The organism is Verrucomicrobium sp. BvORR106 (assembly GCF_000739655.1).
Lineage (GTDB): Bacteria > Verrucomicrobiota > Verrucomicrobiia > Verrucomicrobiales > Verrucomicrobiaceae > Verrucomicrobium.
On sequence record NZ_BATR01000164.1, the window covers coordinates 41777 to 67862 of the forward strand.

A 26086-nucleotide genomic window follows, 5' to 3' on the forward strand; every position below is an offset into this window, starting at 1 on the left:
CCCCGGCTTACTCCGCCATGGCTCCCAGAAAGATTTCCGAAACCTTCCCCTTCTCAAAGTGGAACACCAGACCGCCATACACGGTTCCTGCCACGAAGATCTCCCCCTTTCGACTCGCCTCCTTGTCTTCCAGCGCTCCATAGGCTTTACGAACCTCGGCTTCGCTGCTCCCGATGCGCAGCCCCTTCCGGGTTGCCAACGCCCCAGGTGCCTTTTGCGCGACGCACAGCACCTTCTTGGCCCCGCCCTTTTTGACAGAGGCCATTTGCAGCGTCACCCCCTGCGCAGGGTATTGCCACTCCTGCACATGCTCTCCTATCGCCTCCCATTCCACATCCTCACCTTTCTTCGCTGGCTTCCCCAGTACTTTGAGCACCGCTTGCTGGGGCATTTCCAGACGTATCTCATTTAGAGCCTCCTCCTTCATGAGTGCGAAGCCCTTCTCTGCCTGTTCGTCACCCATCACCACGGCTGTCGGCAGCATCATCAGCACCGCAACCCACCACACCAGAGCCAGACTTGAGAGACTCGTTTTCTTCATGGCATCACTCTACCAGCCAGACGGAGTTCCCGCAATCCCCCGGACTTTTTTCCAGGCTTGCCCACCGCTTTCCAACCTGCCAGAATGAAAGCCGCACCCCTTCTCCCACCCCAGTTGAAGTTCCCCTCCCTATCGTCGGCAGACCGCCAGCGTCTCGATGCCCTGCAAGAGCGGCTTGAGTCGCTTCGTCCCCGGAACATCGGGTACCCCTGCAATCAGAACTTCGATTTCGAGGACCTCTTCCCCTTCCTCTCTTATTCCATCAACAACGTTGGGGATCCTTTCGGCAGCACCAACTACCGGCTGAACACCCAGGACTTTGAGCGCGACGTCCTGGCAGAGTTTGCCCGTCTCACCCACGCTCCGGTTGACGGCTGGTGGGGCTACGTCACCGCGGGAGGCACAGAGGGCAACATGTACGGCCTCTACGTCGCGCGGGAATTGTTCCCAGACGGCATTTGTTACTTCTCAGAAGACACCCACTACAGTGTGGCCAAGATCCTCCGCCTGCAGCACACGCGGAACATCATGCTCAAGAGTCAGCCCAACGGGGAGATGGACTACAGTGACCTCCGCGAAACGCTGCGCATCCACCGTGATGTCCCTCCCATCATCTTTGCCAATATCGGCACCACCATGAAGGGCGCAGTGGACAATCTCCACAAGATCCGGGCCATTCTGGATGAGCTGGCCATCACCAACGCCTACCTGCATGCCGACGCCGCCCTCAGTGGCATGATCCTGCCCTTCGTCGCCGATCCCCAGCCCTGGGACTTCGCGGGCGGGGCAGACAGCATCGCCATCAGCGGGCACAAGTTCCTCGGGTCCCCCCTGCCCTGCGGCGTAGTCTTGGCGAGGAAACAACATGTCGAACGGGTGGCCCGGTCCATCGAGTATGTCGGTGCCCTGGACACCACCATCGCCGGCTCCCGCAGCGCCATCACCCCCCTCTTCCTGTGGCATCGTCTGCGCACGCTCCGGGTTGAAGGAATCAAGGACCTGGTGCACCGTTGCCTGGAGCTCTCCCAGTACGCAGTGGAGAAGCTCAACGCCGCGGGTATCCCGGCCTGGCGGCACAAGAACTCCGTCACCGTCGTCTTCCCGCGTCCTCCCGCCTCCGTGATGGCCAAGTGGATCATCGCCCCCATGAAAGACATCGGCCACATGATTGTCATGCCCCACGTCACCCAGGCCATCATTGATGAATTTGTGGCCGATTTTGCCTCCGCTCTCCGCCCCGCTCCGGTCGCCCCCGAGCCAGCTGTCCTATGAAACAACTCACTGTCTTTGTCCCCAACGAAATCGGCGTCGCCGCCCGCCTCGCTTCAGCCCTGGCCGACCGGGGAGTCAACATCGAGGCCCTGGACATTGAGAGCATCGAGACTCATGGCATCGTCGTGCTCACCGTGGACCACTATGACGAGGCCCTCCGCGCGCTTCGCGATCACGGCTTCCAGGCCATCACCCAGGACACCCTCTTGATCTGCCTGGAAGATCGCCCCGGTGCCCTCGCCCGCATCGCCATGCGCCTCCGCGACGCCGGACTCGATCTTCGCTCCATGCACATTCTGCGTCGCGAAGAAGGCAGTACCTTCGCCAGCCTCGTCGCCTCAGACAATCGCAAGGCCGCTGAGATCCTGAAGGATGTGCTGGTGGTCGATCGCTAGACCAGTCTGTGAGATCATCACCCCACCATGACCGCGTGGTTTCCCAGACTCCAGCACGCCTGCGGTCCCCGTCCCTTTGGCCCCATTGCTCAACTTGGTGGGCTCCCAATCGACCTTCCCAGCTCACTATGGCCATCATGCCTAATTTGCGATGCTCCCATGGCCTTGCTTGCGCAATTCCAGCATCACCTGCCTGTCATTGATCTTGGGGATGACCAACGTCATCTGTTTCTCTTCCAGTGCACCAGTGACAACATCTGCCCTTCCTATGAATACGAATCTGGCGCTGGTCAGGCATTTGTCTGGCAAGTGAACAATCGCATAAGCGCGGCAACAAATCCCCCTGAAACCGCAGAGTTGCTGCCCGAACTCTGGATCGAATCCTGGCTCCCCAGCGAAGATCAGATACCCGTTTCTCAGACCTCCAAGTTCTACGACCACCGCGAGTACTTTGCCCTCCCAGAGGAACAACAGCGCCCCTGGGGGTTCTTCGAGCAATATGCGACAAAGTTTGGGGGACTTCCGTACTGGACCAATGCGGGCCCCTCGGGCTTTCCCCCGCCTCCATTCGAATACCTGGGCCAAGTGAATCAGTGCCAATTTGTCCCGGGACTCACTGAAGACGATGTTACGAACGAACGACGGAGCCAGCTCGCCGCACCCACGGAAAACGAAGCCGAGCTTCTCGCACGAATAGAAGCGATACAGCCAGCGGCCGCGATGGTGAACTTGGCAAACTTTGGCAGCGATGGCGTCGCCTACATCTTTCTTGATCGCACATCGAATCCACCACGGGCGGTGTGGTATTGGAACCGTTGATTTAGAGGTGCCTTTGATAGCTCTTTGATTTCTTGATTACCCACTTCTGCGACGGTTGGAATTCGCCTTGCGCCATCGTCCCACCCCATGAGACGATGGAAAAATGCTGAGATTGCGCCTGAATTCATTGGTCGCCCTCCTTTCGTTCGTGGCGAAAGCAAGCGCGGCCGACATCACAGGTACGGTAATACTCGGCACTGGCATCCCTGCTCAATCCGCTACGGTCCTCATTCAATCCGCCCGCATGCGCACGGGCGACTCGACGATGTGCCCCACCTGCTGGCGCGATTGTCAGCGTAGTGCCCGTACCAACGCTCAAGGGGAGTTCCGCATTTCAGGAGTGGCGGACGACCTTGTCTTCAATCTTCTAGCCCTTGCCGAGCATCACGCCCCAGCCGTGCTTCGCGGCGTGGATCCACAAAAAAATCCAGTCACTCTGTCACTGCCCCCACGCGATCTCTCCCGCATCCCGCTCACCCATCAGATCCGCGGGCAGGTCCTGGATCCTCATGGAAAACCACTCGCTGGTGCGACGATCTCCCCCAACTTCTCTGGTCCAGAGGGCGACGATCAAACCCTCACCAATGCCGACGGCCATTTCGTTCTCTGCTCCAGCAAGCCATTCAAAAAGACCAAACTCAAGATCACGGCACCCGGCCATGCTGGCATGTGGATCGAAGTTGCCAATCGCACTGAAAACGCGCCAGATGTAACTGTCTCTCTTCAGCGTGGAAGCACAGTAGTCGGCAGACTGCTTCTCGAAGGCCGTCCAGTTCCCAACGTCACCGTCGGCGTGGCCCAAACCAACCGGAACGCCGGTCAATTCCTCGGACCACTCTGCACCACAACCGATACGGAAGGGCGGTTCGCCATCCATGACGTCCGGTCCGATGATGACTGGATCTTTTATGGCGAAATGGACAGCGCAAAATCTTTGGGCTTCATTCCGGCGAGGGAGTTTCACTCACCCTCCCCCGACTCCATTCACGATCTCGGCAACATCCAGACAACAAAGGCCCTTACCCTGCAGGGCCGCCTCGTGCGCCAGGATGGCAGGCCCTTTCCTGAAGGCACCCGCATGAACCTCAGCCGTAGCTCAGCTTGGGACGCCCAGAGGCTCGATGTTGCTTCGGATGGGACCTTCACCGCCCAGGGACTCCCCTCTTCTGAGGAACTGTCCTTGAACCTGCCGCCGAACATTTATGTTGTTTCCTCACCCAATGGGTTCACCAGTAGTGACAGCTCGCAAAGCCTGACGTCTCGATTGAAAGAAAGCCTGTCAGGTCTTTCGATCACGGTCGTTGAAAAGGATCGCCAGACAAAGCAGCAAGAAGATCTGGTGGTCAGTGTCCAAAAGGAATACGTCTCGTTTTTGGAGCAGGTCAAACTGCCACAAACTCAGGCCCAAGCCCTCCTGACCCTCCTGGTGGCGCGGCGCACCAATCTGCAAAATGCAGCTCAAGCGGATCCCCACGCCTACACGCAATGTCTCTCTACCACCCAGAAGTCATATGCTCCGCGCCTGAAGGCCCTCCTTGGCCCTGCCTTGTATCAAGCATTCGACCACTGGGAGCTCTGTCAAGACGGCCAAGGCTTCGCCGAAGTGATCGCCGCACAAGGCGGCACCCCTTGGCTGACCCCGGCAGAGACCCAGATGATCACACTCGCCATGGGGCGGATGCAACGCCTGTTGCTGGAGTTTCACGCCAGCCGCCCACCACAATCTGAACTGAAGCCGGACCAACTGGTCAGCATGCTCAGCTGGCTTCAAAGTGAATCTTATGAGGCCACAGCAAGTGTGGTGGCTCCGGCCAAACACGAAACCCTCCGTAAGGCGATCCAGACCCTGTATGAAATGGCAGCCCAGGAGTCGTCTGAGTAGCGCTGCCACGAACGGCCTCTGCGGTGACACGAGAGGGAAGCTTGTGGATGCATTCGTAAGAATGCGTGGCGGCAAGCGGTCGTGTGGGTGACTTTCTGGTATCGGGAGCAAGCGATGCGCCTGACCGTGAAGCCTCTCAGCCTCCAACCCACCTACTGTGGCATCACTATCGCTGCTCCTGGGCGGACAGGCATTTCCATCGCTCAATGAAGGCTGCTGCCTCCGCATGACTTCGCAGCCTGACAAACTGCACCTCTGTAAACTGCGAATCAGCCAGCATAGCTTCATACTTGGCGCGGACCTTTCCATGCGTGGTCAGCGTCCACCAGATCATGGAGTCCTTGCTGAACAGCGTCTGCCGAAATGACTCACGATTCCCTGTCCCCGGCCAGATCTCTTCCTTGCTCCACGCCCGCCGCAAGGCCCGCTTGATAGCTTGCCACATCGTGATGTGAAAAGGGTAGTCCAGCCAGACCACCAGCTCCACCTGCGCCCACTTGATCGGAATGGTGCGGGTATAATTGCCGTCCAGCACCCAGCCTGGCTCGTTCACCGCTGTCTGCACCCTAGCAAAGAATTGTTCGTCAGTGGCTTTGTGCCAGTTGGCACCCCAGAAGAGACTGTCCATCTCCACACAGGGCAATCTCAACTGATCGGCCAGACGCCGGGCAAAAGTAGACTTCCCACTGCCACTGGCGCCAATCACATTGATCCGCCTGGGAACCGCGCTCTCCCGTAGCAGAGACTCAGACTTTGGATCACGCGTCTCCATCATGAGACAGATCACTGCCACAAGACAGAGTGCCGCGCATCCGGCATTTTCAGCGCCGGCCCGCCAACTACCGCCGGTTGTACGCTACGCAGTCCTCGTACTTGGCCAGCTTGCCGCCAAAAATATCCAGGGCGCTGCCGATGGTCACATCGACTCGACCACCACTGATCTCCTCTACCCTCTTGAGGTCGGCCACACTTCTGGCACCGCCTGCATAGGTCACAGGCTTCTCACACCAGAGGCTGAGGCATTGCACCAGGGATTCATCGATTCCCTCGCACTTGCCCTCCACATCGACGGCATGAATCAGGAACTCATCACAGTAGGGAGCCAGACGGTCGAAGGCATCCCCGTCAACCATCAGGTCCGTCATGGTCTGCCATCGATTCATCGCGACCACCCAGCCATCCTGAGTCGCCCGGCAGCTCAAGTCCAAAACCAGGCAGGACGCACCGACCTCGTTCACCATCTGCTGCAACCGGGCTTCACTGAAGCGGAACGCCTCATCGAAAACGTAGCTCGTCACGATCACATGACTGGCCCCCGCCTCCAGATACTTCGCAGCATTCTCCGGGCGGATGCCACCCCCGACGTGCAAACCACCCGGATAAGCTTGGAGCGCGGAGATCGCAGCCTCCTCGTTCCCTTTGCCCAACATGATCACATGTCCGCCTGCCAGACCATCTTCGCGGTACTTCTCTGCGAACCAGGCCGCTGGTTTTTCGCTGACAAAGTTCTCCTTCGGCCCCTCACCCTCATCTTTGAGGGTGGAGCCGACGATCTGCTTCACTTTGCCATCGTGAAGGTCAATGCAGGGGCGGAACCGGGTCATGGTCTCAGGCGACCGTGCGATTCAACGGAGTCGTCAAACGCGGATTCAACCGGGGCCGGGCCGTGAGCACCTCAGGTTCCCCGTCAGTGATCAGCACCACATGCTCATAGTGAGCACTGGGCTTGTTGTCCATGGTCAGGACCGTCCATCCATCACTCAGGATCTTCGTCTGCTCAGCCCCCATGTTGATCATCGGCTCGATGGCCAGGGTCATCCCGGTGCGCAACCGTGGACGAGCCCCCTTAACACCGTAGTTCGGCACCTGCGGTTCCTCGTGAAGCTTGCGGCCTACTCCGTGACCGACAAACTCCCGAACCACCGAGAAGCCGAAGCGCCGCACGTAGTTCTCCACGGAGTGGCAAAGGTCTCCGAGCATCAGCCCGTCCCGCGCCCAGTCGATCGCCACTTCAAGCGCATCTTCTGTGGCTGAGAGCAGCTTCTGAACATCCGCAGCAATGGGAGGAACCGGAACCGTTAGGGCGTTGTCACCGACCCAACCGTCCTTGATGATCCCAACATCGATCTTCACGATGTCTCCAGCCTTGATCGGCACATTGTTGCCAATGCCATGCACCACGACGTCGTTCAGCCCAATGCAGGCATAGGCTGGGAAAGGTCCACCTGCGCCTTTGTACTTGTAGAAGGCGCTGACCGCCCCCTGCGCCTTGATTTCAGCGGCGACGAACCGGTCCAACTCAGCCGTCGTCATGCCGGGTTCAACCAGTGCGGCCGTCTTGAGAAGGATGTCACGAGCCAGTCCGCAAGCAGCGCGGATGCCGTCCAGGGCTTTGCCGTGACGGGTGGGAATGCGGTCAAACGAAAGTGCCATTGCAATGCGATGTCTATAAACAAGTGCGCCCCGCAGAATCTGCGGGGCGCAATCAATTTGGCAAAAGTTATTTGCCGTGGAAAATCGCGAACGAAACGCCGATCAAAGCGATTACGGCGATCACCGTCCAGAGCATCACCACCACTTTGGGGTTGGCAGCGATACCACCGGACTGGCCGGGGCGGTCGAAACGACCACGAATCTTGCCCTTACGAAGGAAACCGTCGTAGTGGCGTTGCAGCAGGTGGGTTTCCACCTGGCGCATCATGTCGAGCACCACACCTACAAGGATCAGAATGCTCGTACCACCGAAGAACTGGCTCACGCGAGGATCAAGGTTGACCTGCTTTTGCAGCAGCATCGGGAACACATAGATCAACGTCAGGAACAAGGCGCCGGCGAAAGTGAGGCGGCTCATGGTGAAGTCCATGAAATCAGCCGTGGGCTTGCCAGGGCGGACTCCAGGAATATAACCACCGCTCTTCTTGAGGTCTTCTGCGATCTGGTTGGGCTGGAACATGGTCGCCACCCAGAAGTAGCTGAAGAAGAAGATCAGTGACGTGGAGATCACGACGTACGGAGTGCCGCTGGTCAGCCACTCTGCCCACTGGCGCACGCTGGCGACATCTGGGAAAAGGAAGCTGATGATCTGCGACGGGAAGAGCACGATCGCCTGGGCAAAGATGATGGGCATCACGCCTGCATAGTTCACCTTGAGCGGCATGTACTGGGTCTGACCGCCGTAAACCTTGCGACCCACCACGCGCTTGGCGTACTGAATCGGAATGCGGCGTTGCGCCTGGGTCAGGGCGATAATGCCGGCGATCACTACAATGAGCAGTGTGATCAGTCCCAGCAGGGTAAGAGCATCCATGGCACCAGCACCTTCACGGCCGATGTAGGTCTTCCACACACGCACCAAGGCACCGGGAAGTTCAGCCACGATGTTGATACAGATCAAGAGGGAGACACCGTTGCCGATACCGCGCTCAGTGATCTGTTCGCCGAGCCACATGATGAACAAGCTGCCAGCCGTCATGGCGAACACAGCCGGAACCACGAAGCTCCAGAATCCATAGTCAGGCACCAGCGGACCGTATTTGCCGATGATCTCCTCAAGACCGTGCAGGAAGATGTTCTGTCCTGGGTTTTTGAGAGACACCGCAAGCAGGTAGCCTTGAAACACACAAAGACCAACCGTGGCAAACCGAGTCCACTGGTTGATCTTCTGGCGTCCACCGTCTTCACGGGAGAGCTTGCTGATGCTGGGCACCACCGCCGTCAGCAACTGCATCATGATGCTGGCGCTGATGTAGGGCATGATCCCTAGGGCGAAGATGGCACAACGCTCCAGACCGCCACCGCTGAACACGTTCAACAATGCCGCCGCAGCAGCAAAGGGCGAGGCAGAAGCTTCTGCCTTGCTATCGATCCAAGCCTGCAGCACGTGGGGGTTAACCCCGGGCAGCGTGATCGCGTAGCCGATGCGCACAATGACGATCATGGCCAGCGTGTAAAGGATGCGCTGGCGCAGATCCGGTATTTTGAAGATGTTGACGAAAGCGGAGATCATGAGGTGAGGTCGTGTCTTAAAATAGCAAGCGACTCAGGACAAAGCTGAGCCGCTCGCGAAGAACATTGATGTAACCTAGCCGCAAGGCAAGGTTTATGCGGTCAGAGTTACCGTACCGCCAGCCTTTTCAATCTTCTCTTTGGCGGACGCGCTGATCTTGTCCACCTGGACGGTCAACTTCCGCTCCACGACGCCGTCGCCGAGGATTTTCACCACGTCACAACGGCGGTTCACAAGACCCACATCACGGAGGGTCTGCTCATTCACCACTGCGCCGTCGTCGAAACGGCCATCAAGGTCACCCACATTCACCGTTTCCGTTGTGTCACGGAACTGCGTGTTGTTGAAACCCTTCTTGGGAAGACGGCGGTGAAGGGGCATCTGGCCGCCTTCGAAACCGGGGCGGATAGCGCCACCGGAACGGGCCTTCTGACCCTTGTTACCACGGCCAGAGGTCTTGCCGTGACCCGAGCTCTCTCCGCAGCCAACACGCTTGCGGCGATGCTTGGCCCCGGGCTGGGGTTTGAGGTTGTGCAGTCTCATAGTCTTAATCTAGGATATAGGTTGCCAGGCGACCTTACAGAGCGGCTTTCTCAGCCACTTTCTTGCCGCGCATCTTGAGGATTTCATCAGGAAGGCGCAGAGCAGCGAGAGCCGCCAGAGTTGCCTTCACCACGTTGGCGTGGTTGCTGGAGCCGAAGGACTTCGCAAGGACGTCCTTGATGCCAGCTGCTTCACACACCGCACGCACACCGCCGCCAGCGATAATGCCCGTACCAGGAGAGGCGGGCTTGAGCAGGACGCGACCACCGCCATGTTCACCCATCACTTCGTGAGGGATCGTGGCGTTGAGAATATTGACCTTCACGAGATCCTTGCGGGAAGACTCCGTCGCTTTCTTGATCGCGTCGGAAACTTCGTTGGCTTTGCCGAAGCCGAAGCCAACTTTGCCCTTCAGATCGCCAGCCACCACGAGGGCGCTGAAGCTGAAGCGACGACCACCCTTCACGACCTTGGCGCAGCGGTTGATGAAAACCACCTTCTCGGACATGTCGGAACGGGACTCGGATTCCTGACGCTGATTGCCGCCCCGGGGGTTCCTGTTAAACGTTGCCATAGTGTTGCGAGTGATGATTAGAACTGAAGACCCTTGGCGCGTGCGGCATCAGCCAGCGCTTTGACTTTGCCGTGAAAGAAGAAACCGCCGCGGTCGAACACCACGCTCGTGATGTTCTTCTCAAGAGCGCGCTCAGCGATCGCCTCACCCACCTTGGTGGCGTTGGCCACGTTGGCAGCCTTGGAGGCAAGCGTCGCTTCGATGGTCGAAGCCGACACAATCGTCTTGCCCTCGTCATCATTGATGAGCTGGGCGTAAACACGTTGATTGGAGAAATGAACCGCGAGACGGGGGCGCTCGGCCGTCCCCCGGAGGGTCTTGCGAATACGGGCATGAACGAGGCGCCGGATCGCTTTGCGTTTGATGGTAGCCATGATGTGTCTCTGCGAAATGGATTACTTGACGCTCTTGCCTTCCTTACGGCGGACGTATTCGCCCACGTAACGCACACCCTTGCCCTTGTAAGGCTCCGGCGGGTAGTAGCCACGGACGTCTGCAGCGAACTGGCCGACGACCTGCTTGTCGATGCCTTCCACGCTGATCTTCGTGTTTTCATTCACCGTGACCTTGAGGCCCTGGGGAATGGGGTGAAGCAGCGGATGAGAATAGCCAAGGCTAAGGTCAAGGTGGGAACCTTTAACAGCGGCGCGGAAACCGACGCCCTGGATTTCGAGGTCCTTCTTGAAGCCTGTGCTCACACCCTGCACCATGTTGCTGATGAGGCGTTGGGCCGTGCCATGGAAAGCGCGCACACGGCGATCTTCGGAGGCGCGGTTCACAGCGAGGACGTTGCCGTCCTGCTGAAGCGAGATACCGTCAGGGAGCACGTAATCGAGTTTGCCCTTGGGGCCTTCGACGTGCACGTTCTTGCCGGTGATCTTGACGTTGACCTTGTCCGGAAGCGCGATGGGTTGTTTACCTACTCGTGACATGATTCAGTTCCTCCTGACTTACCAGACTTTGGCCAGCAGCTCACCGCCGACATTTGCTTTGCGCGCTTTGGCGCCCGTCATCACGCCTTTCGGCGTGGAGAGAATGGTGATACCAAGGCCACCCAGAACGCGGGGGACATCATCCACGCCCACATAGTGACGCAGACCGGGCTTGCTCACGCGCTTCACATCCGTGATCGCGGGGGTCTTGCCCTGGTACTTGATTTTCACCTGGATCTGGGGCTTGCCGTCGTTCGGCTGCACCTCATAGGACCAGATGTATCCTTCTTCCTGAAGGATACGGGCGACTTCCGCCTTGATCTTGGAATACGGTGCGCTTGCGCCTTCCTTGGCAGCGCGGCTCGCATTCTTGATGCGAGTGAGAAAGTCAGAAATGGGGTCGGTCAAAACGCTCATCTTATTGGCCTCGGTCTTGAAATGGTTGGTTAGGCAGCTGCCAGATCGGCAGTGTCCGCCTTGTTGCCGCCTTTCGCGCGGAAGGGCATGCCGAGGCAGCGAAGCAGCTCACGGGCATGGTCGTCATTGCTGGCGTCCGTCACGAAGGTGACGTCAAAACCCAGGGAGCGCTTGATTTTGTCGAGCTCGATCTCAGGGAAGATGGACTGGTCGGCGATGCCGAGCGTGTAGTTACCACGGCCGTCGAAAGCACGACCGGAGATCCCACGGAAGTCACGAATGCGGGGAATCGCAGTGCGCACCAGGCGCATCATGAAGTCATACATCTTCACACCGCGAAGAGTCACCTTGACCCCGATGGCTTCACCGGCGCGCAGCTTGAAGTTCGCGATCGCCTTCTTGCTGAAGGTCACGATCGGCTTCTGGCCGGTGATCAGGACGATTTCCTTGACCGCGTCTTCGACAGCCTGCTTGCGGTCGGCTTCTTTGCCCACGCAGCAGTTGATGACGATCTTCTCCAGCTTCGGCACCTGATGGATGTTGGTAAGACCGAGCTCCTTGTGGAGATGCGCGATGACTTTATCCTTATATAGCGTTAACAATTCTGGCTGCATGATGATGACACCCTAGTTGGTTTCACACCCCGCGGCCCCACTGTGAGGCCGCGAATACGGGGCTGGCAAATTGCCTGGTTATTTCTTCTTTTCAACAAGTTTCACATTCGAAATGTGAATTGGGCCTTCGCGCTCGATAATACCGCCCTGGGGCTTGTCCTGAGAAGGACGGACAGCTTTCTTGATCATGCGCACGCCTTCGACGAGAACCTGATTTTTCTTGGCAACGACCTGAAGAACGTTGCCCTGGGAACCCTTGTGGGCCCCGCTAGTGACCTCCACGAGGTCGCCTTTGTTGACGTGTGTTTTGATTCTGCTCATAGCACTTCGGGTGCGAGGGAAACGATTTTCATGAAGTTGCGGTCGCGCAGTTCACGGGCCACAGGGCCAAAAATGCGGGTGCCGCGGGGGTTGTTGTCCTTGTCGATGATGACGATCGCGTTCTTGTCGAAGCGCAGGATCGAGCCATCATTGCGGCGGATCGGGGCGGCGGTGCGAACCACAACGGCCCGGACCACTTCACCCTTTTTCACCTGGGCGGTGGGGGTTGAGACGCGGACGTGGGCGGTGATGATGTCCCCCACCCCGGCTGTGCGCTTGTTCTTCTTGCCGATGACGCCAATCATCTCGGCCATACGCGCGCCGGTGTTGTCGGCGATCGCGATTTCGGATTCCATCTGCAACATAAGCTGATCCTCCTTGGGTTGGTAAAGTTACCTGATTCGATGCGAATGCCTGCCCGGCTTAGTGGGCCAGAACTTCCACCAACTTCCAGCGCTTGAGCTTGCTCAGCGGACGGGTCTCCTCGATGCGCACCTTGTCGCCAACTTTGGCGGTGCCTTCTTCATCGTGGGCGTAGAACTTGGAGGTCATGCGGACGATCTTCTTGAACTGGGGGTGCGGCACGCGGCGCTCCACCTCCACCACAATCGTCTTCGACATCTTGTTGGACACAACCTCGCCCACGCGGGTCTTGCGGACAGGCGCCTTGGTTGCGGCGGTTTCGTTAGCGGTCACTTCGCTCATCTTTCAGGGTCTCCCTTTAATTTGGTTACTCCGCGGCTTTCTTCGCGGCTTTCTTTGCAGGGGCCTTCTTGGCCGCCACTTTCTTTGCTGCCTTGGGCTTTGCAGCCGGGGCGGCGTCCGTTGACTTCTTGCCAACGGTCAGGTTGAGGCGGCGCTCAGACAGGATGGTCTCCATCCGGGCCACGTCGCGACGCGCCTGCTTGAGACGGGAGGGGTTCTCCAGCTGGCCGCTGGCCTGCTGGACACGCATGTTGAGCGCGTCCTGCTTGAGTTCACGGCGCTTTCCGCCGACTTCCTCATTGGTCAATTCGCGAAGTTCTTTGATCTTCATATCGTCGCTTCCTGCGCTATCTCTTAATGGTCAACGTGTTAGTGCATCGCCTGACGCGTTACAAAGCGCGTGCGAACCCCGAGTTTGTTTGCTGCCAGGCGGCAAGCGTCGCGGGCAAGAGCCTCGCTCACGCCAGCCACTTCAAAGAGCATCGTGCCAGGATAAACCACGGCAACCCAGAACTCTGGAGCACCCTTACCTTTACCCATTCGGGTTTCTGGCGGACGGGCGGTCACTGGCTTGTGTGGGAAAATGCGGATGTACACGGAGCCTTTACGCTTCAGGTGGCGGGTGATCGCCACACGGCAGGCTTCAATCTGCGTGTTCTTGATCCAGGCGCGCTCGAGGGTCTGGAGACCGAACTCGCCGTAGCTGACCTTGTTTCCTACGGTCGCATTTCCCGCGCGGCTTCCGCGGTGGGTCTTGCGATGCTTAACTCTGCTGGGCAACATTGCCATAACTTGATTCCTCCAAAAGGTTGCTGATCGTTACTCTTGTAAACTCGGTCCGTGCAGGATTAAGCCTGCTCAGGGGCTGGAGCGGGAGCGGGAGCTGGGGCCGGTGCGGGAGCCGAATGGCGGTCGCCGCCACGGTCACCACCACCACGGCGGTCTCCACCGCCACCACCACCACGGCGGTCGCCGCCACGGTTGTCGCGATCGCCACGAGGGCGGCGTTCGCGATTATCACGACGCTCGGCCTGAGGAGCGCCTTCCACTTCGGGCTTGCGGTTCAACCAGCACTTCACGCCGATGATGCCGTACACGGTACGAGCTTCGGTGAAGCCATAGTCGATCGGGATACGAAGGCTCTGAAGAGGCACTTTGCCCTGGCGGTACTGCTCAGCGCGGGCGATGTCCGCACCACCGAGACGACCGGCGCAACGGATACGAATGCCGTCAGCACCCATGTCCATGGCGGTCTGCACCGCACGCTTCATGGCGCGCCGGAAAGAGATACGACGCTCAAGCTGGGTCGCCACCGTCTCGGCAACCAACTGGGCATCCAGCTCAGGCTGCTTGATCTCGATGATGTCGATCTTGACTTGCTTGCCGCCGCACATCTTGGAGATCTCGACGCTCATCACTTCGATTTCCTGACCTTTGCGACCGATCACAAGGCCCGGACGGGCGGTGTGAAGCGTCACGCGGACGAGGTTCCACGCACGCTCGATCACGATTTTCGCGAGAGCGGCCGAGGACAGCTTGCCCTTCAGGTAGCTGCGAATTGCCAGGTCGGCGTGAAGGAAGTCAGCAAACTCCTTTTCAGGAGCGTACCACTTGGAGCGCCAGTCTTTGGTGACGGCGAGGCGGAAACCGATAGGATGAACTTTCTGACCCATAGCTTTGTGATTCGTTGGTGGTTCGGACGGGCGGTTACTTGGCCTCGGCCTTGGCGGCTTTCGCTGCCTTCGGCTTCTTCTCAGCCTCCGCTTCCTTGGCGGCGAGGATGAGGGTGATGTGGCTCATGCGCTTTTTGATGCCGCCGGCGGAACCGCGGGCGCGGGGCATGATTCGCTTCAGCACCGGACCCTTGGTGGCCGTGGCGCTTTTGACGAAAAGTTCATCCGCATCCATCTCGTGGTTGTTTTCAGCATTGGCCACTGCGGAACGCAGAGCCTTGCCGATGAGGAGGGCGGCTTTCTTCGGGGTGAAGTTCAACACGCTGAGAGCCTGAGAAACCGGCATCCCCTGAATGGCACGGGCCACTTCCCGGGCTTTCTGGTCGGAGATTCTCGCGTATTTGAGGACGGATTTTACTTCCATGACGTTGCTTCGTGTTAACCTTTCATTGCTTCCACCTTACCGGTGTCGCCGACTTTCACAGGTTCTGCCTTGTTGATCAGTTCTTGAACAACTGCGCCGCAGATGCCGCTGCGGACATCCACCACCACGGCGCGGGCGATGGGTTTGTCCTGACGATAAAGAGAGAAGGGCATTCCAGGATGCACGCCGTGCCTGGAGCCCACGTTGAGGATGGCGATGCCTAGATCGTCCTTCAAACTCACCACACGGGCGTTTTGAAGGTCGGCAACCGCCGTTTCGCCTTGATCCTTGAGAGAGGCCAGCGCGCGGTCTGCAGCGGTGAGCTTCTCTGTCAGGTTGGTCTTGGCTTCCGGAGCCAGATTCACACCGGAGCTGACAATGCCCGATGCAGCCTCTGACAGGCCGGAGAGAGCGCTCTGAAGCGCTCGTTTTTGAGTTTCAAGAATTCGCAGATCGCTCAACGCGGTCAGCATCCGCTCCCGAAGCACGGCATCCGTGGCGTCGAGTGCGGCAATACCAAGGCCTTCCATCTGCACGCGGAGCTTTTCATAAGCTTCGCGTGACTGCTGGCTTTCACCATTGGCAGCTGCCAGGCTTTCGGAGAGAGAGTTGATCTGCTCCTTGGCCTTGTTGAGCCGCGTTTCCAAATCAGCGATCTGGGCGGCAGAAATCTGGGCGGTGGCCCGGGCCTCCCGGACTTCCAGAACCTCTTTCGACTGCCCCGAGGCCTGCCCAGCCACCACCAGCATCGCCAGAAGCGGTGCGGTAGAGAGGTTCAGGATTGGAACTCGAAATTTCATGAGGCGTCTGAAAGTCTGGAATAGAAGGACCAGGAGGGTCTGACCGGTTACTTGGAGACCTTGGCGGTGTGCGCGCCGTGACCTTTGAAGGTACGGGTGGGTGAGAATTCACCCAGGCGGTGACCGACCATGTTTTCCGAAACATACACGCTCACGAAGTCCTTGCCGTTGTGCACCAAGAAGGTGTGACCAACAAAGTCAGGTGTGATCATGGAGCTGCGGGCCCAGGTCTTGATAGGGCGTTTGGCGCCGGTCTCATTGAGCTGGTCGATCTTCCAGAGGAGTTTCTGGTTGACGAAAGGTCCTTTTTTAAGTGAGCGTCCCATGGTAAGAGGAGGGCTGAATCAGTAAGTTTCTAAATTGCAGTTACTTGCCTTTGCGGCCCTGCACGATGAGACGGTTGGAGTACTTCCGCTTCTTGCGGGTCTTCTGACCCTTGGCATGACCCCAGGGGCTGAGAAGGTGCTGGCGACCACCACCGGACTTGGAGCGACCTTCACCACCACCGTTCGGGTGGTCGATGGGGTTCATACACATACCGCGGACTGTCGGGCGAACACCCTGCCAGCGCGTACGACCGGCCTTGCCGCTCACCACGTTCATGTGCTCCACGTTGCCCACCTGACCGATGGTTGCGTAGCACACCGCAAGGATCTTGCGGATCTCACCGGAGGGAAGACGCACGAGGGCGAAGTCACCTTCACGGTTGGAGAGAATGGCTGCCTGGCCGGCGGATCGGGCGATCTGGCCACCCTTGTTCGGGGTGATTTCGATGTTGTGGATCTGCGTACCGAGAGGAATGCGGCTCAGAGGAAGGGCGTTGCCCACTTCTGGTGCTGCCTTCTCACCTGCGACCACCTTGGCACCCACTTCGAGTTTGACCGGAGCGAGGATATAGCTCTTCTGGCCGTCTGCGAACTGGATGAGGGCGATGCGGGCGGAGCGGTTCGGATCGTATTCGATGCCGACCACGGTGGCGACGTCGTCACGACGGGAACGCTTGAAATCAATGAGACGGTACCGGCGCTTGTGACCACCACCAATGTGGCGGCACGTGATGCGGCCGGTGTTGTTGCGACCACCGCTCTTGCGGAGGGCCACCGTGAGATTCGGCTCCGGGGTGCTCTTGGTGATTTCCTCAAAACCAGGCCACTGCTTGTAGCGGTTTGAGGGCGTGTTGGGCTTGTAAGTAGTAAGAGCCATAACGCTGGGTTTGGAAATAGGTTGGCGGTTGCTCGGGCCGTCGACTAGGCGAGTTCAATCTTCTCGCCGTCTTTGAGCCGGACGACGGCTTTCTTCCAGTGGTTGGTGCGGCCAAAGTCGGCGCGACGTTCGCGCTTCTTCTTGCCAGCGTAGTTCATCGTGCGGACGCCGACGACCGATTTGCCAAAGATCTTCTCAACAGCCTGCTTGATCTCAAGCTTGTTGGCGCGGGGATCCACGTTGAAGACGTACTCGTTGAGAGTTTCGCCAAGAACGGTGGCCTTTTCGCTCAACCGGATGGTCTTGATGACTTGATAAAGGTCTTTCATGTTAGGCAGTCCTCCGGGCGATGGTTTCAAGGGCGTCGCCCGAGATGATGATCTTGTCGAACGCGAGAAGGTTCTCGGCATTCACGTCAGAGGCGGCCATGAGCTGCACGTTCTGAACGTTGCGTCCGCTGCGGAATGTCAGCTCGTCAAAGCTGTTGGCGAGCACGAGCACCTTGCGGGCATCCGTGAGGCCGGCGATGGCGGCGACAAAGCTCTTAGTCTTGCCGTCGGCGACCTGGAAGTCAGCCGTAACCAGCACGTCTCCGTCGTTGATGCGGGAGGTAAGCGCCGTGCGGAACGCAAGGGTCTTCACCTGACGAGGGATCTTCTTGGAGTAATCGCGGGGCTTGGGACCCCAGACCACGCCACCACCACTCCAGATCGGGGAGCGGGCGCTGCCCATACGAGCGCGGCCGGTTCCCTTTTGCTTCCAGAGCTTTTTGCCACTGCCGGCAACTTCATTGCGCGACTTCGTGGAGGCGTTACCCTGGCGGCGGTTGGCGCGGTAGGCGATGATAGTGTCATGCAACGCGTGGGCGCCCTTGCGGCCCTCCACCACTTGCACATTGGCCTGCTTGGCCGCGTCGATCGTTAATACATTCGATGCCATGATGACTGCACTCCTTTCAAATTACTTCTTGGCCTGCTTCTTGAGAGCAGGACGGACGATGACATAGCTGCCATTCGGTCCGGGAACGGCGCCCGCGATCAGGAGCACGCCGTCTTCTGCGCGACTCTGGACCACTTTAAGATTCTGTGTCGTGCGACGGTCGAAGCCGTGGCGTCCGGGCATTTTCTGGTTTTTCCAGACGCGACCAGGGGTCAGACGGCAACCGATGGAACCTGTCCGGCGGTGCATCATGGAACCGTGGGAAGCGGGCTGGCCCTTGAAGTTGTAACGCTTCACAACGCCGGAGAAACCCTTGCCCTTGGTGGTGCCGATCACATCGACATACTCACCGTCAGCAAACTTGTCTGCACCGAGGGTGGAACCGGCCTCAGGGGCCTCCCCTTCCGTGCGGAATTCGCGGATGACATACTTCGCGGAAGCATTGTGCTTCTTGAAGTGTGCCAGCTCCGGCTTGGAGCAGCGAGTTTCCTTCTTGTCGTTATAGCCAACTTGCACGGCGCTGTAGCCGTCCTTGTCTGCGTTCTTGACCTGGACAACCTGGTTGCCGGCCACGTCGATCACCGTCACAGCGACGGCACTGCCGTCCTTGAGGTAAACCTGGGTCATCCCCACTTTTTTGCCAATCAATCCGATGCTCATGGATGGTAATCCTCAGGTGTGACTTAGATGCGAATGGTAATGTCCACGCCGGACGGGAGGTTGAGCTTCTTGAGCTCGTCCACTGTGCGGGCGGTCGGGTCAACGATGTCCAGCAGGCGCTTGTGCGTGCGGATTTCGAAATGCTCGGAGGACTTCTTGTCCACGTGCGGTGAGCGGTTCACGTTGAACTTCTCGATGCGCGTAGGAAGAGGGATCGGTCCCGCGACTTTGGCGCCGGTACGCTTGGCGGTCTCGACGATCTCGGCCGTGGACTTGTCCAGGACGCGATAGTCGTAGGCGCGCAGGCGGATTCTGATGCGTTGGCTTTGCATGATGGGTACTCCCGCTGGTTGAAATGTTGGTTGTTAATTAGGCCTTCTTGCCACCGCGCTGCTCGACGATCTGGTCCACGATCTGTTGCGGCACCTGGTCGAAATGGGACGGCTGCATCGAGTAGGATGCGCGGCCGCTGGAGAGCGTGCGGATCGTCGTGCTGTAGCCGAACATTTCAGCCAGGGGCACTTCGGCCTTCACGATGCTCATGTTGTTGCGGCTGTCGATCGCGGTGATACGACCGCGGCGGCGGTTGATGTCACCCATGATGTCGCCCTGATATTCCTCAGGAGTGGTGGCCTCGACTGCCATGATGGGTTCCATCATGATACACTTGGCTTTCTTGAGGGCGTCTTTGACTGCGAAGATGGCCGCCATTTTGAAGGCGTTTTCGTTGGAGTCCACTTCGTGGCTGGATCCGTCAAGGATGTCCACGTGGATGTCCACCACTTCGTAGCCAGCGATGATGCCATTGTGCATGGCTTCGTTCACGCCCGACTTACAGGCATTGATGTATTCCTTGGGAATCGTACCGCCGACCACTTTGTTCTCCACGGTGATGCCCTTGCCGCGCTCGGAAGGATACACCTTGAGGATCACGTGACCGTACTGACCACGACCACCGGACTGCTTGACGAGTTTGCCTTCGCCGTCGGCTTCCTTGGTAAGCGTTTCGCGGTAAGCGATCTGCGGAGCACCAGCGTTGGTGTCCACCTTGAACTCGCGCAGCATACGGTCGCGCAGAATTTCGAGGTGAAGCTCGCCCATGCCGGCGATGATCGTCTGGCCGGTCTCTTCGTCGGTCCGGACCACGAAGGTCGGATCTTCGTCGGAGAGGCGCTGGAGGGCCATGGCCATCTTCTCCTGGTCGCCTTTGGCCTTGGGTTCCACGGCCATGGAAATAACTGGCTCTGGGAACGACGGGGGCTCAAGCAAGATATCGTAATCGTCTTCGGCGAGGGTGTCGCCCGTGGTGACGTTCTTGATGCCGACCATGGCGGCGATGTCACCGGAATAACAGCAGTCGATGTCCTTGTGCTGGTTGGCCTGAATCTGGATCAAGCGGCCCACACGCTCAGTCTTGCGGGTGCGGGGGTTGTAAACGACGTCGCCTTTTTTGACGCAGCCGGAGTACACACGGAAGAACACCAGCTTACCGACGAATTTGTCGCTCCAGAGTTTGAAAGCGAGGGAGACAAACTTCTCGCCGTCGTCCGGACGGGCTTCGATCTTGATTGCTTCGTCGTCAGCGCTCTGGCCTTGGGCGGCTGGAATGTCGAGGGGGCCTGGGAGGTAATCCACCACGGCGTCCACAAGATACTGAACACCCTTGTTCTTGAAGGCAGAACCACCTGCCATCGGGATGATCTTGAGACCGATGACGGCGCGGCGGAGAGCCTGCTTCACGTCATTGACTGAGATCGGCTTCTCTTCGAGGAACATCGTGCCGATTTCATCGTCCACGTTGCAGAGTTCTTCGACGAGTTCATCGTAAGCCTGATTGGCGATGTCAACCTGATCGCCTTCAAGTTCGCGAACTTCGTAGGTGGAACCGAATTTGTCATCGTCAGAGAAGATGACGGCCTTCTTGTTCACCACGTCGATCTGGCCACGAAGGCTGTCTTCAGCACCGATCGGGATGAGGATCGGCCAGGCGTTTGCGCCCAGCTTGGTGCGAACGTCTTCCACCACACGCTGGAAGTTGGCACCAGTACGGTCCATCTTATTGACGAACGCAATACGAGGCACACCGTACTTCTCAGCCTGACGGTAAACCGTCTCGGACTGGGGCTGCACACCAGCCACGCCGCAAAGCACGAAGATCGCACCGTCAAGAACGCGCAGGGAGCGCTCCACCTCAGCCGTGAAGTCCACGTGACCGGGGGTGTCGATGATGTTAACGCGAATGTCCTGGTTTTCGAAGAGCTTGACCGTACCTGGCCCGGGGAGCTGCTTCCACTTGGTGGTCACAGCAGCGGAGGTGATCGTGATCCCGCGCTCTTTCTCCTGTTCCATCCAGTCCGTGGTGGCTGCACCGTCGTGCACCTCACCGATCTTGTGGATCATCCCGGTGTAGAACAAGATACGCTCGGTGAGCGTGGTCTTGCCGGCATCGATGTGGGCGCAGATGCCGATGTTGCGGGTCCGCTCAAGCGGGTACTCGCGTTGGGGGGAATTCGGGGTGGCGGACATGAGTCAAAGATCAGGTGAAGAGGACGAACGACGTACGGGGAAAACTGCAGGACCGACTACCAGCGGAAGTGGGCGAAGGCGCGGTTCGCCTGAGCCTGCTTGTGCACGTCATCACGCTTGCGGATGGCGTTACCCTGGTTGGTGGACGCGTCACGCAGCTCGTTGGCGAGGGCGCGGTGCATCGGAGTACCTTTGCGGGAGCGGGCGAAGTTGACGATCCAGCGGAGCGCCATGGCTTCGGAGCGAGCCGGCACCACTTCGAGGGGCACCTGGTAGGTCGCACCACCCACGCGGCGGGCTTTCACTTCCACACGGGGTTTGGCGTTTTCGATCGCACGGGTCACCAACTCAAGCGGATCCACGGCGTCGCTGTTCTCATTCAGGGCGTCGATTGCGGCATACACGATGCGCTCGGCGAGGGACTTCTTGCCGCCCACCATGATTTTGCTGATGAGGTGAGCCACCAACTCGCTGTCATAGCGAGAGTCTTTGCTGACCGGTTTGTCGAAAACGCGTTTCCTGCGGGACATGGTAAATTAGCTGCTAAAGATTAAAGAGGCAGAGAAGGCCGGGCTTATTTCTTGCCCTTGCCAGTGGCGGCGGCTTGGCCCGGCTTCGGACGCTTCGCACCGTACTTCGAACGACCACGGCGACGCTTGTCCACCCCAAGGCAGTCCAGCGTACCGCGAACGATGTGATAACGGACACCCGGCAAATCCTTTACTCGGCCGCCGCGAACCAGGACGATGGAGTGTTCCTGGAGGTTGTGTCCTTCACCGCCGATGTAGGCGATGACTTCGAATCCGTTGGTCAAGCGCACCTTGGCAACCTTACGGAGAGCCGAGTTTGGCTTCTTCGGGGTTCTGGTCATCACCTGCAGACATACACCACGACGCTGGGGGCAGTTCGCAAGCGCGGGTGACTTGGATTTGACCGCTTTATCCTTGCGGCCATGTCGCACGAGTTGGTTGATGGTGGGCATACGATGTCAAAGAATTTTCACGTTCGCGATCGATAGCGATACGGAAAGACACGTCACCCTTGTATTGTGCGCATCTTGTCCGGAGCAGCTTCCGATAGGAAGACCCGCCGAAGCGGGCCTAGAAACCGTCCCGCGGTTGGCGGGACTAAGATTGTGGGAGCGCAGATGCTACAGAGGTTTCAAAAACGTGCAACCTCTTTTTCCGAGTTTTCTCCCCTTTCGCCTCGAAATTGGCATCTTTTTTCTATTTTGAGAACGCTTTTTTACCCTTGCAGCCCGTATCATCCCCCTTCAGCCTAGCTAGCATTGTTTTTCTTCGCACTCTTCGGCCACAACCTTCATCAGTTCCCAGCACGTGAAGCTGCTTTCCCTCGGTTACTCCGCTCTTGCATTCCTCACCTGTGCTGGTGCCTGCCTCGCGCAGACGGCAGGTGAGTTGATCACCCAGGGCGTTGATGCTCAACGCAAAGGCAACCCTGACCTCGCCATCACGCACTATACTTCCGCCCTCGCCAAGGGGCTGGATTCCCGGTTCGAGGCGATTGTTCTGCAGAATCGTGCTCTCGCTTGGGTGGAGAAGTTCTCCTGGCAAAAGGCCATTGCTGATGCCGACGCCGCCTTGAAGCTCAACCCCAGCTCTGCCACCGCCTATGCCGTTCGCGCCGAGGCGAGAAAAGGATTGCGGGAGAATGATCGTGCGATTCTGGATTACAGCGAGGCCATCAAACTGGAACCTGGCGACCCCATTTATCTGAACAATCGCGGAAATCTCTTCGATGGGCAGCAAAAATGGGATCTCGCTCTCCAGGATTTTGACAACGCCATCAAAATCCAACCCCGCTATGCCCATGCCTTGGCCGGACGGGGCGAAGCCCGGCGCAATCTCGGCCAGTTTGAAAAGGCTCTGGAAGATTTTAATGCCTCCATTGAGCTGGATCCCAAAAATCCTGGGGCCTACAATAATCGCGGCCTGACCCAAGCCAGCCTTGGCAAGCGTGAGGAAGCCCAGGCCGACTTCAACAAGGCCATCGACCTGCTGCCCAATTTTGCTCCCGCCTACAACAATCGCGGGTTCAACTACGCCAACCTCGGCCGCCCCAAGGACGCCCAGACGGACTACAACCACGCTCTGAAGATCGACCCCGCTTACACCCCGGCCCTCAACAACCGGGCCATGTTGCGCGTCTCAGAAGGCTCCTTGAAGGACGCGATTGCCGATTTCTCAGAGATCCTCCGCCTCCGCCCGGACAACATCCACGCCTACAACAACCGTGCGGCAGCCTACGACAAGGCCGGTCAACCCGACAAGGCGCTTGCCGACCTCGACACCGCCATCAAGCTGGCTCCCCAGGATGGTCAGACCCACAAGAACCGGGCCATCGCCTACGTGAACCGGGGCCGCTGGGACGAGGCGCTTACAGAGTTTACCACCGCTTCCACCCTCCTTCCTGAGGATGTGGAAACATGGAATTGGTTGGGACGTTTGCTGGGCTCTCATCCCAAAGACGAACTCCGAGATGGCACCAAGGCCATCCAGGTCGCCACCAAGGCGTGTGAATTGAGCCAGTGGAAGAACGCAGATTGCCTCGACACTCTGGGTGCAGCGCACGCGGAGGCGGGAGATTTTGAGAACGCCAAAAAATACGCCCAGCAGGCGCTGGCCGATCCCAATGTGCCTGCGCCCACCCGCCAGCGGATGGAGCGCCGTTTCAGCCTGTACCAGCAGGGGTTGCCCTACCACATCCCAGCCATCGCTAGGTGATTCAGAACCATCCGCTGCCCGCCTAGACCCGCACCCAGTCAAAGAAACCGAGTTTCTCCAGCTCTTCCCTGAGCGCCTGCTGTTGAGCACTTCCCAGATTGGCGTTGGGGAGTCGGGCGGGGCCCACGTCCACACCTAGGAAGCTCATGGCTACTTTGGCGGCCCCCATGTAGCCCAATCCCGCGAAGAGCTGGATCAGTTGGACTCCCCGAAACTGCTCGATGCGAGCTGATTCCCAATCCCCTGCCTGAAAGGCACTGATCATCCGGAGATAGATCGGCGCTGCGAAGTTGAATCCGCTTCCCACCGCTCCTTTGGCCCCCATCGCCAGGGCACCCAGCATGTGCTCATCCACACCGAAGGGCAGATCCCATTTCCCCTCACCCGATCTCAGGCAGAACTGGTAAGCCATGAGGTCGGGATTGGTGAATTTCAGCCCCGCCAACGTTGGAATTCGGTCCGGCGCCTGATTCAGAAACTCTGCCATGGGAAACGACACCCCGGTCATGGAGGGAATGTCATAGTAGTAAAAGGGAGTGGCAGGTGCTGCCGAGGCGATTTCCGCGCAGCAGGCAATGAGTACATCCAGCGACCGCGGCTTGAAGTAGGACGGGGTCAAGGCGGAGATAGCCACCGCCCCCAGAGCCTCCGCCTGAGCGGCCAGCTCGCGGGCATCCGCGATGCAGTTGGTCCCCACGTGCACCACCAGGTGGAGCGGAGTCCCCTTGGCCACATCGCTCCAGCGCTGCGCCAGAGCTCGTCGCTCATCCAAGGTCAAAGAGCTGCTCTCGCCCGTCGTACCACCGAGAAACACGGTGCCCACCCCAGTGCGAAGGTAGTGAGCCGCCTGCAGCTCCACCGCCCCCAGGTTCAGGCTGCCGTCGGCGTGGAAGGGAGTGTGGCTGGCTACTACGAGACCATGAAGGGGATGCGTCGGTGTCATCTGGATGCGATTTGACCGCAAACATAGGAGAAGCATGACCCGCTCCCAGCGAGAACCACTTGTCTTTTCCCCAGACAGGTCACCTACTTCTTGAGCGTTCCACCCTTCACAAACGTGGGCATGATCCGCACCGTCCGGGGAGCGGATGCCTCCCCTTCCAGCCGTTCCGTGACCAGCCGGGAGAGTTTGCGGGCAAACAGCTCCACATTCGGGGAGTAACAGGCGGGCGGAGGGATCATATGCTCCAGCAAGGGATCATGATCCCGGCACACCACGGCAATCTCCTGCGGCACGCTCAGGCCGCGCTGTTGCAACCAGCCCAGAACAGTCAGCAGGTGCGGCACATGAAAAACAAACAACCCGGTCGGCCGGATCCGGCAGCCAAACGCCCGCTCCAGGCCCGCCACCACGCTCTCCACCGTGCCGTGATGCAGCACGCTGGTCACCGGCCCGCCTGCGCCCTGTTCAAACCCCACCACACTTTCCAGATCCCCGGCGATCTTGGTATCTGGCCGCACAATCGCCAGTCGCTGATGCCCCGCCGCCAACAACCGACCCGCCGCATGACGGCAGCAGGCGGTAAAATCCACATCCACTGAGGCCAGCTTGATCTCTGGATGCAGGGATCCCGCCACCACCGCAGGGAGCCGACGGTCCGCAAACCATCTCTGCATCTCCATGGTGGAGCGATACAGCACCCACGCAGCCGGGCGCAGCCGTGCCTTGAGCGATTCCAACGTCGCCCCTGGCTGCCGGCGATAGGCCGCAGCACATTCTTGAAACTCCAGCAGCCAGCCCCCGTCTGCCAGCTGCTCCCGCAGCTTGTCCATCCAGAGCACAGCCGCCGCAGGTAGCTGGTGAGCAGGCACCGCAGACAGCATCACCACCACACGCTGACTCATTGGCGGACCAGATCCCCTGCCCGCAGAAGCCACGATCTCCCGACGCCGCCCCTGCCCCCCTTTTAGCCAGTGATCCTGCTCCAGTTCCGTGAGCGCCGCCCTCAGGGTCACCCGGCTCACCTGCAACTTCTGAGACAGCTCATGCTCCCCGGGCAGCACCCCCACCCACTCCCCGGCCAGGATCGCCTCACGCAGCACTTCAACGGTCTGAGTGACCAGGGAGGATCGGCGGGGTAGACGGTGCATGAATT

The 26086-nt window shown here is 59.0% G+C and carries 34 protein-coding genes and 1 pseudogene; 5 read left to right on the forward strand and 30 right to left on the reverse strand.

Features of this window, described 5'->3' with window-relative positions:
- Positions 1–7: 7 nt before the first annotated feature.
- Positions 8–541, reverse strand: coding sequence for a hypothetical protein (locus BV106_RS29320; RefSeq protein ID WP_038170806.1), 534 nt, complete (start codon positions 539–541; stop codon positions 8–10).
- An 84-nt stretch (positions 542–625) separates the two neighbouring features.
- On the opposite strand from BV106_RS29320, the gene BV106_RS29325 reads away from it, so the two are divergent.
- From BV106_RS29325 to BV106_RS29340, 4 genes are all read left to right on the forward strand, one after another.
- Positions 626–1813 carry a histidine decarboxylase gene (locus BV106_RS29325; protein WP_038170807.1) on the forward strand — a complete coding sequence of 396 codons (1188 nt, stop codon included), beginning with the start codon at positions 626–628 and terminating at the stop codon, positions 1811–1813.
- Positions 1810–2208, forward strand: coding sequence for an ACT domain-containing protein (locus tag BV106_RS29330; RefSeq protein WP_038170809.1), 399 nt, complete (start codon positions 1810–1812; stop codon positions 2206–2208). Before BV106_RS29325 ends, BV106_RS29330 begins: the two co-directional genes overlap by 4 nt.
- A 159-nt stretch (positions 2209–2367) precedes the next feature.
- Positions 2368–3027, forward strand: coding sequence for a hypothetical protein (locus BV106_RS29335; RefSeq protein ID WP_038170811.1), 660 nt, complete (start codon positions 2368–2370; stop codon positions 3025–3027).
- A 148-nt stretch (positions 3028–3175) separates the two neighbouring features.
- Positions 3176–4909, forward strand: a complete 1734-nt coding sequence (locus BV106_RS29340; protein ID WP_265596194.1) for a carboxypeptidase regulatory-like domain-containing protein — start codon at positions 3176–3178, stop codon at positions 4907–4909.
- A 166-nt stretch (positions 4910–5075) separates the two neighbouring features.
- Here BV106_RS29340 and BV106_RS29345 read toward each other — a convergent pair whose 3' ends face one another.
- The 27 genes and pseudogenes from BV106_RS29345 to rpsL all read right to left on the reverse strand — a co-directional run bounded on the left by BV106_RS29345 (position 5076) and on the right by rpsL (position 22228).
- Positions 5076–5684 carry an adenylate kinase gene (locus tag BV106_RS29345; RefSeq protein ID WP_265596195.1) on the reverse strand — a complete coding sequence of 203 codons (609 nt, stop codon included), beginning with the start codon at positions 5682–5684 and terminating at the stop codon, positions 5076–5078.
- Between the two features lie 64 nt (positions 5685–5748).
- Positions 5749–6513, reverse strand: a complete 765-nt coding sequence (gene hisA / locus BV106_RS29350; RefSeq protein ID WP_038170814.1) for a phosphoribosylformimino-5-aminoimidazole carboxamide ribotide isomerase — start codon at positions 6511–6513, stop codon at positions 5749–5751.
- Between the two features lie 4 nt (positions 6514–6517).
- Positions 6518–7342 carry a type I methionyl aminopeptidase gene (map, locus tag BV106_RS29355; RefSeq protein ID WP_038170815.1) on the reverse strand — a complete coding sequence of 275 codons (825 nt, stop codon included), beginning with the start codon at positions 7340–7342 and terminating at the stop codon, positions 6518–6520.
- A 67-nt stretch (positions 7343–7409) separates the two neighbouring features.
- On the reverse strand, positions 7410–8915 hold the full coding sequence (gene secY / locus BV106_RS29360; RefSeq protein WP_038170816.1) for a preprotein translocase subunit SecY: 1506 nt from the start codon (positions 8913–8915) through the stop codon (positions 7410–7412).
- 93 nt (positions 8916–9008) lie between these two features.
- Positions 9009–9458, reverse strand: coding sequence for a 50S ribosomal protein L15 (gene rplO, locus BV106_RS29365; RefSeq protein WP_038170818.1), 450 nt, complete (start codon positions 9456–9458; stop codon positions 9009–9011).
- A 34-nt stretch (positions 9459–9492) separates the two neighbouring features.
- Complete coding sequence (rpsE, locus tag BV106_RS29370; RefSeq protein WP_038170820.1) at positions 9493–10032, reverse strand: 30S ribosomal protein S5; 540 nt, start codon at positions 10030–10032, stop codon at positions 9493–9495.
- A gap of 17 nt (positions 10033–10049) precedes the next feature.
- The gene (gene rplR / locus BV106_RS29375) at positions 10050–10406 is read right to left on the reverse strand and encodes a 50S ribosomal protein L18 (RefSeq protein ID WP_038170821.1); all 357 of its coding nucleotides are present in this window, start codon (positions 10404–10406) and stop codon (positions 10050–10052) included.
- Positions 10407–10427: 21 nt separating this feature from the next.
- On the reverse strand, positions 10428–10964 hold the full coding sequence (rplF, locus tag BV106_RS29380) for a 50S ribosomal protein L6 (RefSeq protein WP_038170822.1): 537 nt from the start codon (positions 10962–10964) through the stop codon (positions 10428–10430).
- Between the two features lie 18 nt (positions 10965–10982).
- The gene (gene rpsH / locus BV106_RS29385; protein ID WP_038170824.1) at positions 10983–11381 is read right to left on the reverse strand and encodes a 30S ribosomal protein S8; all 399 of its coding nucleotides are present in this window, start codon (positions 11379–11381) and stop codon (positions 10983–10985) included.
- Between the two features lie 29 nt (positions 11382–11410).
- Positions 11411–11995 (reverse strand): 50S ribosomal protein L5, encoded by a 585-nt coding sequence (rplE, locus tag BV106_RS29390; protein WP_038170826.1) that lies wholly within the window; start codon positions 11993–11995, stop codon positions 11411–11413.
- A 78-nt stretch (positions 11996–12073) separates the two neighbouring features.
- Positions 12074–12316 (reverse strand): 50S ribosomal protein L24, encoded by a 243-nt coding sequence (rplX, locus tag BV106_RS29395; protein ID WP_009963521.1) that lies wholly within the window; start codon positions 12314–12316, stop codon positions 12074–12076.
- Positions 12313–12681, reverse strand: a complete 369-nt coding sequence (rplN, locus tag BV106_RS29400) for a 50S ribosomal protein L14 (protein ID WP_029190677.1) — start codon at positions 12679–12681, stop codon at positions 12313–12315. The genes rplX and rplN overlap by 4 nt, the downstream gene beginning before the upstream one ends.
- A gap of 58 nt (positions 12682–12739) precedes the next feature.
- Entirely contained in the window at positions 12740–13021 is a 282-nt protein-coding gene (gene rpsQ, locus BV106_RS29405) for a 30S ribosomal protein S17 (RefSeq protein WP_009963524.1), read from the reverse strand.
- A 145-nt stretch (positions 13022–13166) separates the two neighbouring features.
- Positions 13167–13352: pseudogene (rpmC, locus tag BV106_RS38965) on the reverse strand (50S ribosomal protein L29); the annotation flags it as partial.
- Positions 13353–13390: 38 nt separating this feature from the next.
- Positions 13391–13810, reverse strand: coding sequence for a 50S ribosomal protein L16 (gene rplP, locus BV106_RS29415; protein WP_029190678.1), 420 nt, complete (start codon positions 13808–13810; stop codon positions 13391–13393).
- A 59-nt stretch (positions 13811–13869) separates the two neighbouring features.
- The gene (gene rpsC, locus BV106_RS29420; RefSeq protein ID WP_038170829.1) at positions 13870–14694 is read right to left on the reverse strand and encodes a 30S ribosomal protein S3; all 825 of its coding nucleotides are present in this window, start codon (positions 14692–14694) and stop codon (positions 13870–13872) included.
- A gap of 34 nt (positions 14695–14728) precedes the next feature.
- Positions 14729–15118 (reverse strand): 50S ribosomal protein L22, encoded by a 390-nt coding sequence (gene rplV, locus BV106_RS29425; RefSeq protein ID WP_009963531.1) that lies wholly within the window; start codon positions 15116–15118, stop codon positions 14729–14731.
- Between the two features lie 14 nt (positions 15119–15132).
- Positions 15133–15918, reverse strand: a complete 786-nt coding sequence (locus BV106_RS29430) for a hypothetical protein (protein WP_038170831.1) — start codon at positions 15916–15918, stop codon at positions 15133–15135.
- A gap of 47 nt (positions 15919–15965) precedes the next feature.
- Positions 15966–16244: a 30S ribosomal protein S19 gene (rpsS, locus tag BV106_RS29435; protein ID WP_009963533.1), complete on the reverse strand. Its 279-nt coding sequence runs from the start codon at positions 16242–16244 to the stop codon at positions 15966–15968.
- A gap of 40 nt (positions 16245–16284) precedes the next feature.
- Positions 16285–17121, reverse strand: coding sequence for a 50S ribosomal protein L2 (gene rplB / locus BV106_RS29440; protein WP_038170832.1), 837 nt, complete (start codon positions 17119–17121; stop codon positions 16285–16287).
- A 44-nt stretch (positions 17122–17165) separates the two neighbouring features.
- Entirely contained in the window at positions 17166–17450 is a 285-nt protein-coding gene (gene rplW, locus BV106_RS29445) for a 50S ribosomal protein L23 (RefSeq protein WP_038170833.1), read from the reverse strand.
- Position 17451: 1 nt separating this feature from the next.
- Positions 17452–18060, reverse strand: a complete 609-nt coding sequence (rplD, locus tag BV106_RS29450; protein WP_038170834.1) for a 50S ribosomal protein L4 — start codon at positions 18058–18060, stop codon at positions 17452–17454.
- 21 nt (positions 18061–18081) lie between these two features.
- Positions 18082–18720, reverse strand: coding sequence for a 50S ribosomal protein L3 (gene rplC, locus BV106_RS29455; RefSeq protein ID WP_038170835.1), 639 nt, complete (start codon positions 18718–18720; stop codon positions 18082–18084).
- A gap of 23 nt (positions 18721–18743) precedes the next feature.
- Positions 18744–19052 carry a 30S ribosomal protein S10 gene (rpsJ, locus tag BV106_RS29460; protein ID WP_009963539.1) on the reverse strand — a complete coding sequence of 103 codons (309 nt, stop codon included), beginning with the start codon at positions 19050–19052 and terminating at the stop codon, positions 18744–18746.
- A 37-nt stretch (positions 19053–19089) separates the two neighbouring features.
- Positions 19090–21246: an elongation factor G gene (fusA, locus tag BV106_RS29465; protein ID WP_038170836.1), complete on the reverse strand. Its 2157-nt coding sequence runs from the start codon at positions 21244–21246 to the stop codon at positions 19090–19092.
- 56 nt (positions 21247–21302) lie between these two features.
- Positions 21303–21776, reverse strand: a complete 474-nt coding sequence (gene rpsG, locus BV106_RS29470; protein ID WP_038170837.1) for a 30S ribosomal protein S7 — start codon at positions 21774–21776, stop codon at positions 21303–21305.
- A gap of 44 nt (positions 21777–21820) precedes the next feature.
- Positions 21821–22228: a 30S ribosomal protein S12 gene (gene rpsL / locus BV106_RS29475; RefSeq protein ID WP_038170839.1), complete on the reverse strand. Its 408-nt coding sequence runs from the start codon at positions 22226–22228 to the stop codon at positions 21821–21823.
- A 355-nt stretch (positions 22229–22583) separates the two neighbouring features.
- Between rpsL and BV106_RS29480 the strand changes: the two genes are divergently transcribed.
- Entirely contained in the window at positions 22584–23990 is a 1407-nt protein-coding gene (locus BV106_RS29480; protein WP_038170840.1) for a tetratricopeptide repeat protein, read from the forward strand.
- Between the two features lie 22 nt (positions 23991–24012).
- On the opposite strand, the gene BV106_RS29485 is transcribed toward BV106_RS29480, so the two are convergent.
- Entirely contained in the window at positions 24013–24933 is a 921-nt protein-coding gene (locus tag BV106_RS29485) for a dihydrodipicolinate synthase family protein (RefSeq protein ID WP_038170841.1), read from the reverse strand.
- A gap of 83 nt (positions 24934–25016) precedes the next feature.
- Entirely contained in the window at positions 25017–26081 is a 1065-nt protein-coding gene (locus tag BV106_RS29490; protein ID WP_038170843.1) for a substrate-binding domain-containing protein, read from the reverse strand.
- Positions 26082–26086 lie beyond the last annotated feature (5 nt).

What these genes read in the sequence shown, in the direction of transcription:
- BV106_RS29330 (WP_038170809.1), top strand. Translation starts at nt 1,810, where the DNA reads ATGAAACAACTCACTGTCTTTGTCCCCAACGAAATCGGCGTCGCCGCC.
- rplD (WP_038170834.1), bottom strand. Translation starts at nt 18,060, where the DNA reads ATGGCATCGAATGTATTAACGATCGACGCGGCCAAGCAGGCCAATGTG.
- fusA (WP_038170836.1), bottom strand. Translation starts at nt 21,246, where the DNA reads ATGTCCGCCACCCCGAATTCCCCCCAACGCGAGTACCCGCTTGAGCGG.
- BV106_RS29345 (WP_265596195.1), bottom strand. Translation starts at nt 5,684, where the DNA reads ATGATGGAGACGCGTGATCCAAAGTCTGAGTCTCTGCTACGGGAGAGC.
- BV106_RS29430 (WP_038170831.1), bottom strand. Translation starts at nt 15,918, where the DNA reads ATGAAATTTCGAGTTCCAATCCTGAACCTCTCTACCGCACCGCTTCTG.
- BV106_RS29490 (WP_038170843.1), bottom strand. Translation starts at nt 26,081, where the DNA reads ATGCACCGTCTACCCCGCCGATCCTCCCTGGTCACTCAGACCGTTGAA.
- rpsQ (WP_009963524.1), bottom strand. Translation starts at nt 13,021, where the DNA reads ATGAGCGAAGTGACCGCTAACGAAACCGCCGCAACCAAGGCGCCTGTC.
- BV106_RS29320 (WP_038170806.1), bottom strand. Translation starts at nt 541, where the DNA reads ATGAAGAAAACGAGTCTCTCAAGTCTGGCTCTGGTGTGGTGGGTTGCG.
- rpsJ (WP_009963539.1), bottom strand. Translation starts at nt 19,052, where the DNA reads ATGCAAAGCCAACGCATCAGAATCCGCCTGCGCGCCTACGACTATCGC.
- rplP (WP_029190678.1), bottom strand. Translation starts at nt 13,810, where the DNA reads ATGGCAATGTTGCCCAGCAGAGTTAAGCATCGCAAGACCCACCGCGGA.
- rplR (WP_038170821.1), bottom strand. Translation starts at nt 10,406, where the DNA reads ATGGCTACCATCAAACGCAAAGCGATCCGGCGCCTCGTTCATGCCCGT.
- secY (WP_038170816.1), bottom strand. Translation starts at nt 8,915, where the DNA reads ATGATCTCCGCTTTCGTCAACATCTTCAAAATACCGGATCTGCGCCAG.
- rplV (WP_009963531.1), bottom strand. Translation starts at nt 15,118, where the DNA reads ATGGAAGTAAAATCCGTCCTCAAATACGCGAGAATCTCCGACCAGAAA.
- BV106_RS29325 (WP_038170807.1), top strand. Translation starts at nt 626, where the DNA reads ATGAAAGCCGCACCCCTTCTCCCACCCCAGTTGAAGTTCCCCTCCCTA.
- BV106_RS29335 (WP_038170811.1), top strand. Translation starts at nt 2,368, where the DNA reads ATGGCCTTGCTTGCGCAATTCCAGCATCACCTGCCTGTCATTGATCTT.
- rplX (WP_009963521.1), bottom strand. Translation starts at nt 12,316, where the DNA reads ATGAGCAGAATCAAAACACACGTCAACAAAGGCGACCTCGTGGAGGTC.
- rplE (WP_038170826.1), bottom strand. Translation starts at nt 11,995, where the DNA reads ATGCAGCCAGAATTGTTAACGCTATATAAGGATAAAGTCATCGCGCAT.
- rpsH (WP_038170824.1), bottom strand. Translation starts at nt 11,381, where the DNA reads ATGAGCGTTTTGACCGACCCCATTTCTGACTTTCTCACTCGCATCAAG.
- rplC (WP_038170835.1), bottom strand. Translation starts at nt 18,720, where the DNA reads ATGAGCATCGGATTGATTGGCAAAAAAGTGGGGATGACCCAGGTTTAC.
- rpsL (WP_038170839.1), bottom strand. Translation starts at nt 22,228, where the DNA reads ATGCCCACCATCAACCAACTCGTGCGACATGGCCGCAAGGATAAAGCG.
- rplB (WP_038170832.1), bottom strand. Translation starts at nt 17,121, where the DNA reads ATGGCTCTTACTACTTACAAGCCCAACACGCCCTCAAACCGCTACAAG.
- hisA (WP_038170814.1), bottom strand. Translation starts at nt 6,513, where the DNA reads ATGACCCGGTTCCGCCCCTGCATTGACCTTCACGATGGCAAAGTGAAG.
- rpsS (WP_009963533.1), bottom strand. Translation starts at nt 16,244, where the DNA reads ATGGGACGCTCACTTAAAAAAGGACCTTTCGTCAACCAGAAACTCCTC.
- rplF (WP_038170822.1), bottom strand. Translation starts at nt 10,964, where the DNA reads ATGTCACGAGTAGGTAAACAACCCATCGCGCTTCCGGACAAGGTCAAC.
- rpsC (WP_038170829.1), bottom strand. Translation starts at nt 14,694, where the DNA reads ATGGGTCAGAAAGTTCATCCTATCGGTTTCCGCCTCGCCGTCACCAAA.
- rpsG (WP_038170837.1), bottom strand. Translation starts at nt 21,776, where the DNA reads ATGTCCCGCAGGAAACGCGTTTTCGACAAACCGGTCAGCAAAGACTCT.
- map (WP_038170815.1), bottom strand. Translation starts at nt 7,342, where the DNA reads ATGGCACTTTCGTTTGACCGCATTCCCACCCGTCACGGCAAAGCCCTG.
- rpsE (WP_038170820.1), bottom strand. Translation starts at nt 10,032, where the DNA reads ATGGCAACGTTTAACAGGAACCCCCGGGGCGGCAATCAGCGTCAGGAA.
- BV106_RS29485 (WP_038170841.1), bottom strand. Translation starts at nt 24,933, where the DNA reads ATGACACCGACGCATCCCCTTCATGGTCTCGTAGTAGCCAGCCACACT.
- rplO (WP_038170818.1), bottom strand. Translation starts at nt 9,458, where the DNA reads ATGAGACTGCACAACCTCAAACCCCAGCCCGGGGCCAAGCATCGCCGC.
- rplW (WP_038170833.1), bottom strand. Translation starts at nt 17,450, where the DNA reads ATGAAAGACCTTTATCAAGTCATCAAGACCATCCGGTTGAGCGAAAAG.
- rplN (WP_029190677.1), bottom strand. Translation starts at nt 12,681, where the DNA reads ATGTTGCAGATGGAATCCGAAATCGCGATCGCCGACAACACCGGCGCG.